11 protein-coding genes are annotated in these 14,989 nt (G+C 62.5%); 8 read left to right on the top strand and 3 right to left on the bottom strand.

All coding sequences use genetic code 11. The annotated features are described in order from the left end of the window. Window positions 1-6: 6 nt before the first annotated feature. On the top strand, window positions 7-1,935 hold the full coding sequence (locus AC1D11_RS19305; RefSeq protein WP_477647036.1) for an ATP-binding cassette domain-containing protein: 1,929 nt from the start codon (window positions 7-9) through the stop codon (window positions 1,933-1,935). Window positions 1,936-2,061: 126 nt separating this feature from the next. Further along, the gene (locus AC1D11_RS19310; protein WP_477647037.1) at window positions 2,062-3,759 is read left to right on the top strand and encodes a phospholipase D-like domain-containing protein; all 1,698 of its coding nucleotides are present in this window, start codon (window positions 2,062-2,064) and stop codon (window positions 3,757-3,759) included. A 19-nt stretch (window positions 3,760-3,778) separates the two neighbouring features. Here the strand turns inward: AC1D11_RS19310 and AC1D11_RS19315 are convergent, their stop codons facing one another. Continuing rightward, the gene (locus AC1D11_RS19315; RefSeq protein ID WP_477647038.1) at window positions 3,779-5,386 is read right to left on the bottom strand and encodes a B12-binding domain-containing radical SAM protein; all 1,608 of its coding nucleotides are present in this window, start codon (window positions 5,384-5,386) and stop codon (window positions 3,779-3,781) included. Window positions 5,387-5,532: 146 nt separating this feature from the next. Here AC1D11_RS19315 and AC1D11_RS19320 point away from each other — a divergent pair, with 146 nt between their 5' ends. The 5 genes from AC1D11_RS19320 to AC1D11_RS19340 all read left to right on the top strand — a co-directional run bounded on the left by AC1D11_RS19320 (window position 5,533) and on the right by AC1D11_RS19340 (window position 11,352). Continuing rightward, on the top strand, window positions 5,533-7,713 hold the full coding sequence (locus AC1D11_RS19320) for a protein-disulfide reductase DsbD family protein (protein ID WP_477647039.1): 2,181 nt from the start codon (window positions 5,533-5,535) through the stop codon (window positions 7,711-7,713). A 50-nt stretch (window positions 7,714-7,763) separates the two neighbouring features. Next, a complete protein-coding gene (locus AC1D11_RS19325) occupies window positions 7,764-8,417 on the top strand; it encodes a thioredoxin family protein (protein ID WP_477647040.1) in 654 nt (217 codons plus the stop codon). A 78-nt stretch (window positions 8,418-8,495) separates the two neighbouring features. Beyond that, window positions 8,496-8,960: a CoA-binding protein gene (locus AC1D11_RS19330; RefSeq protein WP_477647041.1), complete on the top strand. Its 465-nt coding sequence runs from the start codon at window positions 8,496-8,498 to the stop codon at window positions 8,958-8,960. Between the two features lie 82 nt (window positions 8,961-9,042). Beyond that, window positions 9,043-9,825: a hypothetical protein gene (locus AC1D11_RS19335; RefSeq protein WP_477647042.1), complete on the top strand. Its 783-nt coding sequence runs from the start codon at window positions 9,043-9,045 to the stop codon at window positions 9,823-9,825. A 192-nt stretch (window positions 9,826-10,017) separates the two neighbouring features. Continuing rightward, window positions 10,018-11,352 (top strand): class I SAM-dependent methyltransferase, encoded by a 1,335-nt coding sequence (locus AC1D11_RS19340; RefSeq protein WP_477647043.1) that lies wholly within the window; start codon window positions 10,018-10,020, stop codon window positions 11,350-11,352. A 106-nt stretch (window positions 11,353-11,458) separates the two neighbouring features. Here AC1D11_RS19340 and AC1D11_RS19345 read toward each other — a convergent pair whose 3' ends face one another. Then, complete coding sequence (locus AC1D11_RS19345) at window positions 11,459-11,755, bottom strand: hypothetical protein (RefSeq protein WP_477647044.1); 297 nt, start codon at window positions 11,753-11,755, stop codon at window positions 11,459-11,461. 252 nt (window positions 11,756-12,007) lie between these two features. On the opposite strand from AC1D11_RS19345, the gene AC1D11_RS19350 reads away from it, so the two are divergent. After that, complete coding sequence (locus tag AC1D11_RS19350) at window positions 12,008-14,521, top strand: putative bifunctional diguanylate cyclase/phosphodiesterase (RefSeq protein ID WP_477647045.1); 2,514 nt, start codon at window positions 12,008-12,010, stop codon at window positions 14,519-14,521. Here the strand turns inward: AC1D11_RS19350 and AC1D11_RS19355 are convergent. Then, window positions 14,502-14,870, bottom strand: coding sequence for an aminoacyl-tRNA synthetase (locus AC1D11_RS19355; RefSeq protein WP_477647046.1), 369 nt, complete (start codon window positions 14,868-14,870; stop codon window positions 14,502-14,504). The two genes, AC1D11_RS19350 and AC1D11_RS19355, sit on opposite strands and share 20 nt — an antisense overlap. Between the last annotated feature and the right edge of the window lie 119 nt (window positions 14,871-14,989).

Genomic DNA, 14,989 nt, shown 5'->3' on the forward strand with positions numbered 1-14,989 from the left:
CCCCTTATGGCACTTATTACCTTACTGGACGCCCAACTCGCTTTTGGGCACGTCGCGCTGCTGGACCACGCAGATTTTTCCCTTGAAACCAACCAGCGCATCGGCCTGATCGGCCGCAACGGCACGGGCAAGTCGTCCCTGCTGAAAATTCTCGCCGGCCTCGAAAAACCCGATGACGGCACGCTGCAGCTGCAGCAGAACCTGCGCATCGCCTATGTGCCGCAAGAGCCCAGCCTGGATCCGCATGCTACGGTTTTTATAGCTGCTAGCGCAGGACTGGCGCGTACCAGGCACGTAGTTGAGCAGTATCTTGCGGCCGACGAAAACACCGACCTGGACGCCCTGCAGTCGGAAATCGAGGCGCTGGACGGCTGGACCTGGGAGCAGCGCGTCGAGGAAACCCTGCACCGCTTGCACCTGGACAAGGACGCCATCGTCGGCTCGCTCTCGGGCGGCACCAAAAAACGCGTGGCGCTGGCCCAGGCGCTGGTCGCCAAACCCGACGTGCTGCTGCTGGACGAGCCGACCAACCACTTGGACCTCGATTCCATCGCCTGGCTGGAGGACCTGCTTGTCAATTTCAACGGCAGCATCATCACCATCACCCATGACCGGGCCTTCCTGGACCAGGTCGCCACCGTCATCGTCGAACTCGACCGCGGCAAACTGAACAGCTACCCTGGCAACTTTGCCCAGTACCTGGTGCAAAAAGAAGAACAGATGGCGCAGGAAGCCGTCATCAACGCCAAGGCCGACAAGCTGCTGGCGCAGGAAGAGGTGTGGATCCGCAAGGGCGTGGAGGCGCGCCGCACCCGCAGCGTGGCCCGCATTGGACGCCTCGAAGCCCTGCGCGACAACCGTGCGGCCCGGCGCGATGCGGTCGGCCGCGTCAACCTCGACGTCTCCAGCGGCGAGAAGAGCGGCAAGATCGTTGCCGAGCTCACCGACGTGAGCAAAAGTTTCGGCCATCCGGGCAGCGAAAAGCTCATCGTCAACAAATTCACCGGCACGCTGCTACGTGGCGACAAGGTCGGCCTGCTCGGCCCCAACGGCGCCGGCAAGACCACGCTGCTCAAGCTGATTCTGGGTGAGCTGCAGCCCGATGTGACCACGCCGCCCGGCAAGATCCGCCAGGGCGCCAACCTGCAGGTGGCGTACTTTGACCAGATGCGCGACAGCCTGGACCTGGACGCCACGCTGGAGGACTTCATCAGCCCCGGCAGCGAGTGGGTCGAAATCAACGGCCAGAAGAAACACGTCAAGAGCTATTTGACAGACTTCCTGTTCTCGCCCCAGCGCGCGAACTCGCCCGTGCGCACCCTGTCAGGCGGCGAGCGCAACCGCCTGCTGCTGGCGCGCCTGTTTGCGCGCCCGGCCAACGTCCTGGTGCTGGACGAGCCGACCAACGACCTGGACATCGACACCCTCGAATTGCTGGAAGACCTGTTGCAAAACTACGAAGGCACGGTGTTCCTGGTCAGCCACGACCGGCGGTTCCTCGACAACGTGGTCACCAGCACCATTGCTTACGAAGGTACGCCCGAGAACCCGGGCTTCTGGCGTGAGTACGAAGGCGGCGTGACGGACTGGATCACGCAATCCAAACGCGCAGCGCAGATCACCGGTGCCAACAAGCCCGCCAGCAGCCCCGCCGGCGGCAAAACTTCAAGCAAAACAAGCCCGCAGCCCAATAAGGACGAGCGCGAGCAGCTATCAAAAAAGAAGCTGAGCTACAAAGAGCAGCGCGAGCTCGACGGCCTGCCGGCGCTGATCCAGCAATTGGAGTCGCAGCAAAAAGCCATCGAGCAGGAGCTCTATGACGGAACGCTCTACACCACGAATGCCAAGCGCGCCGCGGAACTCAACGCGCGCAACAGCAAAATCGAGGAAGAGCTGATGGCGGCGCTGCAGCGTTGGGAAACGCTGTCGTCTTGACTCGCCGGCTTCGCGCCTTTCCGGCGCAGTCAGCGTAGTCAAGCCTCGCGCCTACAAGAAAAATAGGCGCGAACGCAGGGACCGGCGGCACCAAATACATCTCCTTACGCTAAAGTGGCCTGCACCATGCAGCCCACTTCCCGCACCCTTTCCGGCACCCGCTTGATCCCGCACACAGGCTGGCGCGCGTTGCAGGGGCTGGCGCTCGTTTTCGCCGCTCTCTGGGTGACGGGTTGCGCCTCGCTGCCCAGCGAGGTCGACCGCCCGGTTTCCACCGCGCTGGCCAACCCGGCCGAAACGCGCCTGGGCAGCCTGGTGGCAGCCCGTGCGGCCAAAGCCGGCACGCGAAACGATTCGGGGTTTGCGCTGGTCGGCGACGCAGAACTGGCTTTCACCAGCCGCATGACCCTGATCAAGGCGGCGCAAAAGACACTGGATATCCAGTACTACGCGATCTTTGCCGACGAAACCACCGAACGCATGTTTGATGCGCTGCGCGATGCGGCCGGCCGCGGCGTGCGGATCCGCATCCTGCTGGACGACTTCAACACCTCGGGCAAAAACGCACAGGTGCTGAAGCTGGCTTTTGAGAAGAACATCGAGTTGCGCCTGTTCAATCCCTTGCCGGGCGGCCGCGGCTCGCTGATGTTCCGCATCCTGGGCAACCTTAAGGACACCGCGCGCATGCAGCGGCGCATGCACAACAAGATTTTTGTGGCAGACAACGCCGTGGCGATCACCGGCGGGCGCAACCTGGGCGAAACCTACTTCGGCCAGAGCACCGGCACCAATTTTGTGGACATCGACGTGCTGGCGGCTGGCCGCATCGCGCAGGACTTGTCGCGCAGCTTTGACCAGTATTGGAACAACCCGCTGGCTTACCCGGTGCAGTCGCTGATGACCGAGAAGGAAATCGACGCACTCAAGCGCAAACCGCCGGCCCCGGAAAACCCTTCTTCTCCCGCAGGCACGGCGCAGGCCGCTACCCTCCAGGCTGGTGACGGCGCCATACCCTCCCCTACCAAGCCTGAACGAGCCACCACCACACCGCCAGCATTGCCGGATTCGACCGACCTGCGGCTGTTGACCTGGACCTGGGCGCCGTCGGTGTTGCTGGTGGACAAGGCCTCCAAGATCGCCGCCGACGCCGACACGACCGAAGAATCGCAGGACACCACGGTGGACGGCCTGCTTCAGCTGATGTCTCAGGCCAAAAACAACCTGCTGATCGTTTCGCCCTACTTCGTGCCCGGTGAACGCATGATGAAGCAGTTTGCCGACCTCCGGCAACGCGGTATTCGTGTGCGGGTGCTCACCAACTCACTGGCATCCAACGACGCGCCGGCTGCCCACGTCGGTTACGCCCGCTACCGCAAGGCCTTGCTGGAGATGGGTATCGAGATTTACGAGATGCGCGCCGAGCAGGAAGGCTCTTTCAGCAGCTTCGGCTCGGCAGCGATCGCGGGGGGATCCACGGGCGGCTCCACCGGCGGCTCACGTGCCAGTCTGCATTCCAAGGTCGTCGTCATGGACGACCGGCTGCTGGTCGTGGGATCCATGAACCTGGACCTACGTTCGCAGCTGCAAAACAGCGAAGTGGCCATCGTCATCCGCAACCGCGCCATCTCGGCCGAGGCCACGCGGCTGATCGAGCCCACGCTGGCTTCCGGCGCCTACCGTGTCGAGCTCGAAAACGGCAGGCTGGTGTGGCGTGCGCCGCAAGGTTCGCCACTGAAAGACTCCATGATCGAGCCAGACGCGAGCTGGGGACTGCAACTGATGCTCAAGCTGATCGGGCCGTTTGCGCCGGACGAAATGCTTTGAAGATGGGGGCTTTGGCTCATCAAGCGGCTGCCGCGGCCTTTTGAATGGCTTCCCGGTGGGCGCCCGACTCGTCCTGAAACCCTGATTGCTGGTTCACATGGCGCCCCTGCCGCGCTGCGCCCTGCCTTCCGGCGTGCAGCGGCGCAGCCGGCCGGGCGGTACCCAGCAGATCGGCCAGGCAATGGGGGCGGCCGCGAGCGCCACTGGCCAGATAGTCGGCCAACAGGGCGGTGCGCACATCTGCGCTGGCCAGGCCCCGCACTGCGGTAAGGTGCTCAAACAAAAAATCCACCAGCTTTTCGGGCGCGAACTCATGAGTCTTTCCAGTGCTGGCCCAGAGCCAGTCGCTGAAATGCAGAAAATGGCCGAACGCCGAGCCGGGAGCCAGCAGCAACTGGAGTCCCCGTGCAAAACGCCCTGAATTGGCCAGCATTTCCCAATACCGCGCAAAACGGTTGATGCGTTGCATGGTGACAAAGTCGATCGTGGAGTTCTGCAAAATCGTGTACGGTGTCTGCGGGTCATACGCCATGGCGAACTCCGCCGTGTGCCGGGTAATCGGAGTGCCGCGCAGGCGCTTGAGGATGCCGAACTGGATTTCATGCGGCGCCAGTTCATGCAGGCGATCAAAACCCTCGGCGAAGCTCTCCAGCGTCTCGCCCGGCAAACCGAAGATCAGGTCGGCGTGCACATGGGCCTGGCTTTCGTTCACCAGCCAGCGCAGGTTGTCCGCGGTCCTGGCGTTGTCCTGCTTGCGCGAAATGCGCTGCTGCACCTCGGGGTTGAAGCTCTGGATACCGACTTCAAACTGCAGCGAACCTGCCGGGAACTGTGCAATCAGCGCTTTGAGCCGGTCGGGCAGGCTGTCGGGCACCACTTCAAAATGCACAAACAGGTCTGGCGCCATCCGGTCCAGGAAAAACTGCAGGATACGCACCGAGTTCTCGACCTTCAAGTTAAACGTGCGGTCCACAAACTTGAAGTTGCGTGCGCCGCGCCGGTAGAGCGCGTCCATCCCGGCCATGAACGCGTCCAGGTCAAAAGCCCAGGCTGTTTTATCCAGGGAGCTCAGGCAGAACTCGCACTTGAAGGGGCAGCCGCGCGAGGCTTCGACATACAGCAACCGTTTGGCCAGGTCTTCGTCGGTGTATTCGCCGTAAGGCAAGACCAGCGCCTCCAGTGCCGGCTGCTCCCCTGCAACGACCTTCATCAGCGGTTGCGGGCCATCGAGCAAGGCACGGCAGAGCTTGGGAAAACTCACATCGCCCCAGCCGGTGACCACATGGTCGGCCAGGCGGCAAATTTCCTGTTCGCCCGTCTCGTAACTGACCTCGGGGCCTCCCAGCACCACCTTGATGCCGGGCCTCAGGGTTTTGAGCAGGCGCACAACCTGGGTGGTTTCCACCACGTTCCATATATAGATGCCGAGGCCGATGACTTCAGGATCGAGCGCCAGCAACTCCTCGACGATCTGCATGGGCCGTTGCTGGATCACAAATTCGCGCAGCAACGTTTGCGCACGAAGGCCGGGGCCGCCATGCAGGTCCATATTGGCCAGCAGGTAGCGCAGGCCCAGCGAAGCGTGGATGTACTTCGCGTTGAGGGTGGCGAGGACAATGCGCGGCATACCCCTATTATCTGGGCTGACTCTGAAAACGGCTGTAATAAGGCGGCGTGAAAACGGACGAACCATCATCGAGCGATGCCCGCACGCTGTCTTGCCCCCCGGCCTTCCAGGAACTAATCTCTGCGCCACCCGCTCACACTTGCACAATGAATTCCCTGCGTTTTCCGTTTGCCAAGCTTGCTGCTACATTTTTGATAGCTGCTTGCGCAATTCCCGTGCCGGCCAGCGCTCAAAAAGCCTTTAGCGACATTCTGGGCAAGGGCACCCCGGGCACAACCGGTGCGGTGGTCACAACGGAGCAGGTCAGTGCCGAACTGCTGGCCTGGGCGCCGCAAGGCGTGGAGCCCGGCAAGCCGGTCTGGGTGGGGCTGCGGCTCACGCACCAGCCCGAATGGCATACCTACTGGAAAAACTCCGGTGATTCAGGGCTGCCGACGCAGCTCGACTGGCAATTGCCCGCCGGCATCACCGCAGGCGATATCGCCTGGCCGACGCCCAAAAAAATCCCGATTGGCACGCTGGCCAACTACGGCTATGAAAAGACCGTGCTGCTGCCCGTGCCTTTGACCGTGGCGCCCGGTTTCGCCGCCAGGCAGCTGGACGTCAAACTCAAGGCGTCCTGGCTGGTGTGCCGCAAGGAATGCATTCCGCAAGAGGGTGACTTTTCACTGAGCATCCCGGCAAGAAGCTCGACCGCCTCCAGTGGCCAGTTGTTTCAGGACACGTTCGCCGCCACGCCCAAAGCACTGGCGGCCGGCGCCAGCAAAGTGGCAGTCGAAGGCAAGGCGATCAGCATCTCCCTGGCCGGCTTGCCCCCCGCCCTGCAGGGAAAAACACTGGCGCTATACCCAGAAACCGGTAGCGTGATCGAGCCCGCCGCCCCCTGGCAGCAGGCTTGGCATGGCGCGATGTGGACGGCCCAGGTGCCCCTGTCGGGTCAACGCACCGAAAGCCCGGCCAGCATGCCGCTGGTCGTGGCCCTGGAGAACGCTGCCTATCGCATTGACGCGCCGGTCAAAGGCCCCTGGCCCGCGCCGGCGGCCGCCACCGTCGTGCCGCCGGCACTTGAAGCGGCCTTGCGCGCCAATGCGTCGGCCGGTGCAGCGCCCGTGCAAACCAGCGCACCACCGGTCGGCCTCATCGCCGCAATGCTGGGTGCGTTGCTCGGCGGGCTGATCCTCAACCTCATGCCCTGTGTGTTTCCGGTGCTGGCCATCAAGGTGGTGGGTTTTGTGCAGGTGAAGGACCAGGCCACGCGTCTGACCAGCGGCCTGGCTTACACCGTGGGCGTTGTGGTGTCTTTCCTGGCGCTGGGTGCGCTGCTGCTGGGTTTGCGCGCAGCGGGTGAGCAGCTCGGCTGGGGCTTTCAGCTGCAAAACCCGGCGGTGGTCGCATTGCTGGCCGCGCTGTTCACTTTGCTGGGCCTGAACCTGGCGGGCCTGTTTGAATTCGGCAACGTCTTGCCGGGCCGGCTCGCCGGCTGGCAGGCGAAAAATCCCACCGTCAACGCATTTTTGTCGGGTGTGCTGGCCACCGCCATTGCATCGCCCTGCACCGCTCCTTTCATGGGCGCCTCGCTGGGCTATGCGGTGGGGCTGCCGCCGCTTGAAGCGCTTGCGATCTTCGCGGCCATCGGCGTGGGGATGGCGTTGCCGTATCTGGCGGCGAGCGTCATACCGGCCGTAGCAAGAATGCTCCCGCGTCCCGGCCCATGGATGGTGACCTTCAGGCAACTGATGGCTTTCCCGATGTTTGCCACGGTCGCCTGGCTGGTCTGGGTGCTGGGCCAGCAAAGCGGCATCGACGGCGCGGGTGCGCTGCTGGCCCTGCTGGTGTTGATGGCGCTGGCGATCTGGGCTTTTACCCTGCGCGGCGCGGCGCGCACGTTGCTGGCCACTTTTTCGGTGGCGTTGGGCGCGTTGGGGCTGTGGGCCATTGGCCCGAACATCACCAAACCCGCGGCCCTGGTGTCGGCAACACCGACAGCAGGCGGTTGGCAGGCCTGGGAGCCGGGCCGGGTTGACCAGCTCACCGCGCAAGGGCAAAGTGTGTTCGTGGATTTCACCGCCGCCTGGTGCGTGACCTGCCAGTACAACAAAAAGACCACCCTCTCGAATGCGTCGGTACTGGCCGACATCGAAACGAAGAACGTGGCGCTGTTGCGTGCCGACTGGACGCGGCGCGACCCGGCAGTGACAGCGGCACTGAAGCAACTGGGCCGCAACGGCGTGCCGGTGTATGTGATTTACAAGCCCGGCCGCGCGCCGGTCGTGCTGTCGGAGATTCTGTCGGTGGACGACGTCAGGGTCGAACTGGCCAGGCTGTAAAGAAGAACCTGTTGTCGTGTTGTTGATTTCTTCCTGAAGGAGTTCAAGCCATGTTGAATACCCCTCTGCACCCCGTCCGGGCACTTACCCGCCGCAACTTTTCCGGCGCTCTCGTTGCCGCCCCCTGGCTGGCGTCGGCCGCTTTTTCCGTGCAGGCGGCCACAGCAAGTGTCGGCCAGGCAGCCCCCGACTTTTCGGCCCCCGACACGGCTGGCAAGACCCGCAACCTGGGCGATTACAAGGGCAAGCTGGTGGTGCTGGAATGGACCAATCCGGGCTGCCCTTTTGTGCGCAAGCACTACAGCGGCAACATGCAAGGCCTGCAAAAGGAGTTCACCGCCAAAGGCGTGGTGTGGCTGTCCATCAACTCCACGGAGGCCGAAAGCAGCGACTACCTGGCGCCGGCCAAACTGGCCGGCTGGATGGCCGAAAAACAGGGCCAGCCGACTGCAACACTGATGGACGAGTCAGGCAGGATCGGCCAGCTTTACGGCGCCAAGACGACGCCGCACATGTACATCATTAGCCCGCAGGGACAGCTGATTTACGCGGGAGGCATTGACAGCATTCCTTCCGCCCGTGTTGACGATATCAAGACCGCCACCAATTACGTGCGCCAGGGCCTGAGCGAAGCGCTGGGCGGTAAGCCCTTGAGCGTAGCGACCAGCCGGGCTTATGGCTGCTCCGTCAAATACAAGGCATAAACCCGCTTGAATAGATAAACAGCGCCTGAACCGTGTCCGGCAACGCCGGTCCAAGCAAGGCCAACACAAAGCCCAGCCATGAACCCCTTGCCCCCTGCAGAGCGTATGCCGCACATCCTCAACCACTGCCGCACCATCGCGGTAGTGGGCTTGTCGCCCAAGCCTCACCGCGCCAGCTTTGATGTGGCGCGCTACATGCAGGCCAATGGCTACCGCATCATCCCGGTCAACCCGAACGCCGCCGAGGTGCTTGGTGAAAAGGCCTATTCGACGCTCACCGAAGCCGCGCAGCACGAAAAAATCGACTTGGTGAACTGCTTTCGCAACAGCGAAGATATTCCGCCAGTGGTCGACGAAGCCATTGCCATTGGCGCCAAGGCCGTGTGGATGCAGCTCGGAATTTCCAATCCGGCGGCCGCCGCCAAGGCAGAAGCCGCAGGCTTGCTGGTGGTACAGGACCACTGCCTCAAGATTGACCACCGCGTACTGCTATCCCGCGGAATGTTGCACCGGACTGCCCCAACGGGTGCGGCTTCCGCCTAGGAACCTGTTTACGGTCTCTCGGCCGGCAGCAGCCCGGGAAAGCCATGCTTGCGCGGCGCGGCGCAGCCGCTGAAAATGCCCCATGTCACTGCGCACGGCACCCATCCCCCTTCCCGCACCAGCCATTTCTCCTTCCATTTTTTTATTCTTCCGCCTTCCCTTGCTGCTGGCCCTGGCGGCATTGGCCGGCTGCGCCAGCCAGGCGCCCACCCACAAGGGCGAAGCACAGGCCGCCCCGATGGCCGCCAGCGAGGTCGGCCAGTCGGACGTGAACCGCATGGCCACCCTGGGCATGCGCGACAACCTGGAAAGCTTGCTGCGCCTGGCCGACAAGCTGTACCGGCGCAACCCGGCGGAATGGCGGAAAACCAGCACGCTCGGGCGCGACGCGGCCCTTGCCCAGCTGCGCGTGGCGGTCGACACCCGCACACCCTGGCTCGAACTGCAGGGCAAGCGAGATATCGCCGCGCTGTCGCTGGCGCTGGGGCCCGACTTCAAGGGCGACCGCGTGGCGGCGTTCATTTATGCCAGCGCCGACATGGTGGTCACGGCTCACGGCGGGAAAACAGCGTATTACCTGACCGACAGCCTGGATGCGCAATACATCTACAACGCCGCCCGCAACATTGAAATCGCCGTATGGATGCTGTCCAACCGGCGCAATGCCGCAGGTCAGCCCTTGCTGCTGGCCGATGAAATCACCGAGCGCGAGCGCAACCTGAGCTTTGAGCGCGAGTTCGGCAAAATCATTGGACGGCTGGACCTGCTGGCCTCTGTTCTGACCGAGAAATACCGCCGCGCGGTGATCACCTATGTTCAAAATCTACTGGGCGGAACGTTTTTGCAGTTCCTACCTGTGAGGTAGGAACTGCAAAATTAGGTACACCCCCGTCTCGGCTCACTTCGTGTAGCCGGATCCCCCCTTGCAGGGGGCGACCGCTGTGGCCCGGCGAAGCCGGTTCCACGCCGTCACTTGATTTGATGGGCCGTGCCCGACGTCACAGCTCTTCGGGCGGAGACAATAGGCTTTTTGCCAATCGCCTTTCCGGAAGATGCCATGCCCGACAACTATTTGCCCGAAGTCAGAAACCAGTACGAGGCGCTGCCTTATCCGCCTTGCAATCCGCAGGACGACCACAAGCGCCTGGTGCGGACCTGGCTGGAAGACCTGCCCATGATCAATCACTACTGCTTTGCGGGAAAGCAGTCGTTCCAAAATGGCTTTCGTGCGCTGGTGGCGGGCGGCGGCACCGGTGACGCCACCATTTTCCTGGCCGAGCAGTTGCGCCATACCGACGCACAAATCGTGCATCTCGACATGAGCGGAGCCAGCATCGCACTGGCGAAGGAGCGCGCGCAGATTCGCGGACTGGCAAACATCACCTGGGTTCACGATTCATTGCTGAACCTGCCCGCCCTGGCGGCAGAGCTCGGCACCTTCGACTACATCAATTGCAGCGGCGTGCTGCACCATCTGGCCGATCCCGATCTGGGATTCAAGGCGTTGCGCAGCGTACTCAAGGACGACGGCGCCATCGGACTCATGGTGTATGCCACCACGGGCCGCACCGGCGTGTACCAGATGCAGGAACTCATGCGCCTGGTCAACGGCGACGAGGCTGATGCGCAGCGGAAAATCGCCAACACGCGCGACTTGCTGGCCAGCCTGCCCGCCACCAACTGGTTCAAGCGCAGCGAAGACCTGCACCACGACCACAAGATGGGCGATGCAGGCATCTACGACCTGCTGCTGCATTCGCAGGACCGCTCATACAGCGTGGGCGAGCTGTTTGACTGGCTTGGTGACGAAAAGGAAGGGGCAAAGAGCGGACACGGCATGCACCTGGAGTTCACCGATGTACAGCGCGGCCTTTCGCCTTATTTGCCGCATATGGTGCTGGGAAGCAAGCCGCCGGCCATGGCCGCCGCATTGCGCAAACTGCCACGGCGCAAGCAGTACGAAATGGCCGAACTCATGGCCGGCACCCTTATTACCCATTCGCTATACGTCACACGTAACGACCGTTGCAAGGCCCCCTACGGCGATCCGGAGTACGTGCCGTTCTTCTACCATGAGCCCTTGACCGGCGACATCGCGGCGCAGGTGTTTGGCAGCAACAAGGGCCAGCCCTTCATGCTCAGGCATCAGCACTCAGGCGCCTCGGTGATGGTGGATCCCGGCAAATACGGCGCAAAAATTCTCGCGTTGATAGACGGGGAAAAAACCTTTGGCGAAATATTCGACCAGTTCCGCGCGGCCTGGCAGGGCAAAGCGGCTGCGCCCGACAATGCCGTTCTGTTTGGCGACTTTGCCGAGTCGTTCGACGTTCTCAGCGCGCTGGACCGACTGCTGCTCAGGCATCCCTCGGCCGAAGTCGCCGCCGCGAAATAGAGACGCTCACAAACCAAGCGAAGCGGTCCTGGCCAGGCGCGCCGCCGCAGACAGTACACCAGTACGGCAAGGCGGCGCAACAACGCCAGGAAGGTTTGAGTGGCCCTCAGGCGAGGGAGCCCCACGCACTCTCAGTTTGGGGTGACCCGGCCACAAGCAGATCCACAACGACCACCAGCTCGCCGCCGAAGCGGCCTATTCCCAGGCCGCTCATGAGCTTTTGCTCTTCCTCGTCGGAAGCCATTCGCAAAAAGCACAGGGCCTGCTGCTTGCCGGCATGGGCGGCCGGCAGGATGTTGAGCTGCGTGACCGAGCCGAAGCGCTCGCACATGTTTTTCAGAGCCTTCCGCAAAGCGGGGATGTCGGGGCATTGCTGAAGCTGGTCAAGTTCGAGTGGGCTCATGGATTCTTGCGTGAAATAGAACAACGGAAACAATACAAAAACGGAGATAGCCGGGAGTGCTGCAGGTTGAAGGGTGACGCAGTAACCCGGCGTGAGGGGCCGCGCGCCTAAAGCGTAGGACAAAATCCTGTGCAGGTAAGTGACCGAACGTTTTGCAACGCTTTATGCCCAATGCTTGCAAATCTTGCGTAAAAAAAATGCCGCCATGCGTCAGCATCGTCTATTGAATGTCTGAAAAGCAGGTGTTTGCCCGTGACCGTTTCCGTTCCCGTCATTGATCCTGCGTTCGCGCTCCATGTCCTGCCCCATTCCGGCGCCGACCGGCTCGCCCGGCTGGCCGCGCGCGCTTGCGACGCCCCCATCGCCATCGTGGTGGCCCTGGCGGGCGGCGAGGCGGCGCTCAGTTCTGGCACCGGCTTTTCCCCGCAAGAGCGCGAAGGGCTGGTCGCTCTGTGTGAAGCCACACTGGACACACCACCCCGCCAGCCGCAGTTGCCGGCCCGCAGCGCGCCCGACATCCTGTTTTATCGAGGCTTGCCGCTGACACGGGAAGACGGCACGCTGCTGGGCGCGCTAGCGGTCATGGACAAGGTCGCACGAAGCCTCAGCGCCGACCAGGAACAGGATCTCGAAACGCTGGCGGGCCTTGCTGCCGGGCAACTTGTCGCGCAGCACAGCCACGCACTGCAGGCCACGCAGCAGACTGAAGAAGATGCCCAGCGGCTGGCAACTCGGCTGGGTATCACCCTGGAGAGCATCACCGAAGGGTTTTATACGCTGGATACGCAGTGGCGCTTTACCTACCTCAACCGGGAGGGTGCCCGGCTGCTCGGCCGCCCCAGCAAAGACCTGCTGGGAAAAAGCATCTGGAAGGAATTTCCGGGCGCCATCAATACCTCGTTTTCCGAGCAGGTCCGGGCCGCGGTTGCGGGCAACTATCAGGTGGAATTTGAGGCCCTGTATGCGCCGCTAGACAAATGGTTCGAGATCCGCGCCTACCCGTTCCCGGACGGAGTCGCCATCTACTTTCGTGATATCAGCGAACGACGCAAGGCCAGGGAACAGCTCATGCTGCTGGAGACAAGCATCTCCCGCCTTAACGATATCGTGCTCATCACGGAAGCGGTACCTTCCGGAAAACCGGGCTTGCGCATCATCTTTGTCAACAACGCCTTCGAACAACATACCGGCTATAGCCCGGAAGAGGCCCTCGGCCATTCGCCGCGCCTGCTGTGCGGGCCGTTAACCCAACGCAGCGAACTGGAGCGCATCAGCGCCGCCTTTCAGAAAGGCGAACCCGTCCAGGCCGAACTTATCACCTACAAGAAAAACGGCCGGCACTTCTGGATGGAAGTCGACATCGTGCCGGTCGCAGATGACGCCGGCGTTTTCTTTACCCATTGGGTTGCGGTGGGGCGCGACATCACGCGCCGCAAGGTGGCGGAAAGTGAAATCAAGCACCTGGCCTTCTACGACCCGCTGACGCAGCTGCCCAATCGCCAGCTGCTGATGGACAGGCTGCAAAAAGCACTCACCCACAATTACAGACACCCGCGCGAAGCCGCGCTGATGTTCATCGACCTGGACAATTTCAAGACGCTCAACGACACCATGGGCCACCAGAAGGGAGACCTGCTGCTGCAACAGGTGGCCAAGCGCCTGGCGGCCTGCCTGGAGCAGCCCGACACGGTGGCACGGCTGGGCGGGGACGAATTTGTGGTCATGCTGGAAGACCTGGGCCAGGATCCTCGCGAAGCGGCCGCAAAAGCTGAAGCTGTGGGCACGCGGATTCTTGCCGCGCTCAGCGAGCCCTACAGCCTGGCGGGCTACCAGCACTACAGCACCTGCAGCATTGGCATTACCTCGTTCAACCAGACCCTGGACAACATCGGGGATCTGCTCAAGCAGGCTGACCTGGCCATGTACCAGGCCAAGATGTCGGGGCGCAATACCATCTGCTTTTTCAACCCGGCAATGCAGGCCGCCGTCACCGCCAGCGCCGCGCTGCAATCGGACCTGCGCCAGGGCCTGCGTGAAAAGCAGTTCCTCCTGTACTACCAGCCGCAGGTGGGGCGTGACGGGCGCATGACAGGCGTCGAGGCGCTGCTACGCTGGCAGCACGGCAGGCGCGGCCTGGTACAGCCGTCCGAGTTCATTCCGGCGGCTGAGGAGGCCGGGCTGATACTGCCGCTGGGCCAATGGGCGCTCGAGACAGCCTGCCACCAGCTCGCAGCGTGGGCCCATCGCCCTGAAACCGCGGCCTTCAGCGTGGCCGTCAATGTGAGCGTGCGGCAGTTCCGTCATCCGGAGTTCGTGGACCTTGTCATGGCCGCGCTCAAGGAAACGAAAGTCAGCCCGCACAAGCTCAAACTGGAGCTGACCGAAAGCCTGCTTGCCGAAAACATGGATGTCACCATCACAAAAATGGCCCGGCTCAAGAAGATGGGCGTAACCCTTTCCATTGACGATTTCGGCATGGGCTATTCCTCACTCTCATGCCTGAAGCGCTTGCCGCTTGACCAGCTGAAAATCGATAAGTCTTTTGTGGAAGACATACTGCGCGACCCCAATGACGCAGCCATCGCACGCACCATCATCGGCCTGGCGCAAAGCCTTGGGCTGGGTGTGGTGGCAGAAGGCGTTGAGACCGAAGCCCAGCGCGACTTCCTGTCGCGCCACGGTTGCGACTGCTACCAGGGCTATCTGTTCTGCAAGCCCCTGCCCATCGACGAGCTCGAAGCCTTCATCAAGACACTTCGCATTTAAAGGTGACGGCAGGCAATGGCGCGGCCTTGTGGTGTTCCAGCCGGAAGATCACCTCCTTGACGATGCCGTACATCACCGCGCGGTCGCGGCCAGGGTGGTCCGCGAAATGCACCGTCGTGGACCCGAGCGTCGCACCCTCGGCGTCATAGCTCACCGTGATGCCGTAGGCCGTCATCAGCGGCCCGCAGGCACGCCAATCGCGCGTCCACTGCGGCAAGGCCTGATTGCTGTCCCAGAGGGTGCCTGCGCTTTCGTAGCATTCCTCGATGTGTGCATGGCCCAACAGTTGTGCCAGATGCCGCTCTTTGGCGATGCAGCTGCGAAAATACTCCTGGTCATTCATGCGCATGAAACACCTCTTTCGGACCCTGCGGGGCCCATGAGGCCATGGTAAATCCGAACCCGCTCAAGTGCCAGCCCTGCAGATATCCCGCGATGGGAGGGCCCGCCTCACACCTGAGACAATCA

It is taken from the genome of Polaromonas sp. P1_E11 (genome assembly GCF_056405995.1).

Excerpts from the sequence above, each read along its gene's own strand:
- AC1D11_RS19305 (WP_477647036.1), top strand. The coding sequence starts at position 7 with ATGGCACTTATTACCTTACTGGACGCCCAACTCGCTTTTGGGCACGTC.
- AC1D11_RS19310 (WP_477647037.1), top strand. The coding sequence starts at position 2,062 with ATGCAGCCCACTTCCCGCACCCTTTCCGGCACCCGCTTGATCCCGCAC.
- AC1D11_RS19315 (WP_477647038.1), bottom strand. The coding sequence starts at position 5,386 with ATGCCGCGCATTGTCCTCGCCACCCTCAACGCGAAGTACATCCACGCT.
- AC1D11_RS19320 (WP_477647039.1), top strand. The coding sequence starts at position 5,533 with ATGAATTCCCTGCGTTTTCCGTTTGCCAAGCTTGCTGCTACATTTTTG.
- AC1D11_RS19325 (WP_477647040.1), top strand. The coding sequence starts at position 7,764 with ATGTTGAATACCCCTCTGCACCCCGTCCGGGCACTTACCCGCCGCAAC.
- AC1D11_RS19330 (WP_477647041.1), top strand. The coding sequence starts at position 8,496 with ATGAACCCCTTGCCCCCTGCAGAGCGTATGCCGCACATCCTCAACCAC.
- AC1D11_RS19335 (WP_477647042.1), top strand. The coding sequence starts at position 9,043 with ATGTCACTGCGCACGGCACCCATCCCCCTTCCCGCACCAGCCATTTCT.
- AC1D11_RS19340 (WP_477647043.1), top strand. The coding sequence starts at position 10,018 with ATGCCCGACAACTATTTGCCCGAAGTCAGAAACCAGTACGAGGCGCTG.
- AC1D11_RS19345 (WP_477647044.1), bottom strand. The coding sequence starts at position 11,755 with ATGAGCCCACTCGAACTTGACCAGCTTCAGCAATGCCCCGACATCCCC.
- AC1D11_RS19355 (WP_477647046.1), bottom strand. The coding sequence starts at position 14,870 with ATGCGCATGAATGACCAGGAGTATTTTCGCAGCTGCATCGCCAAAGAG.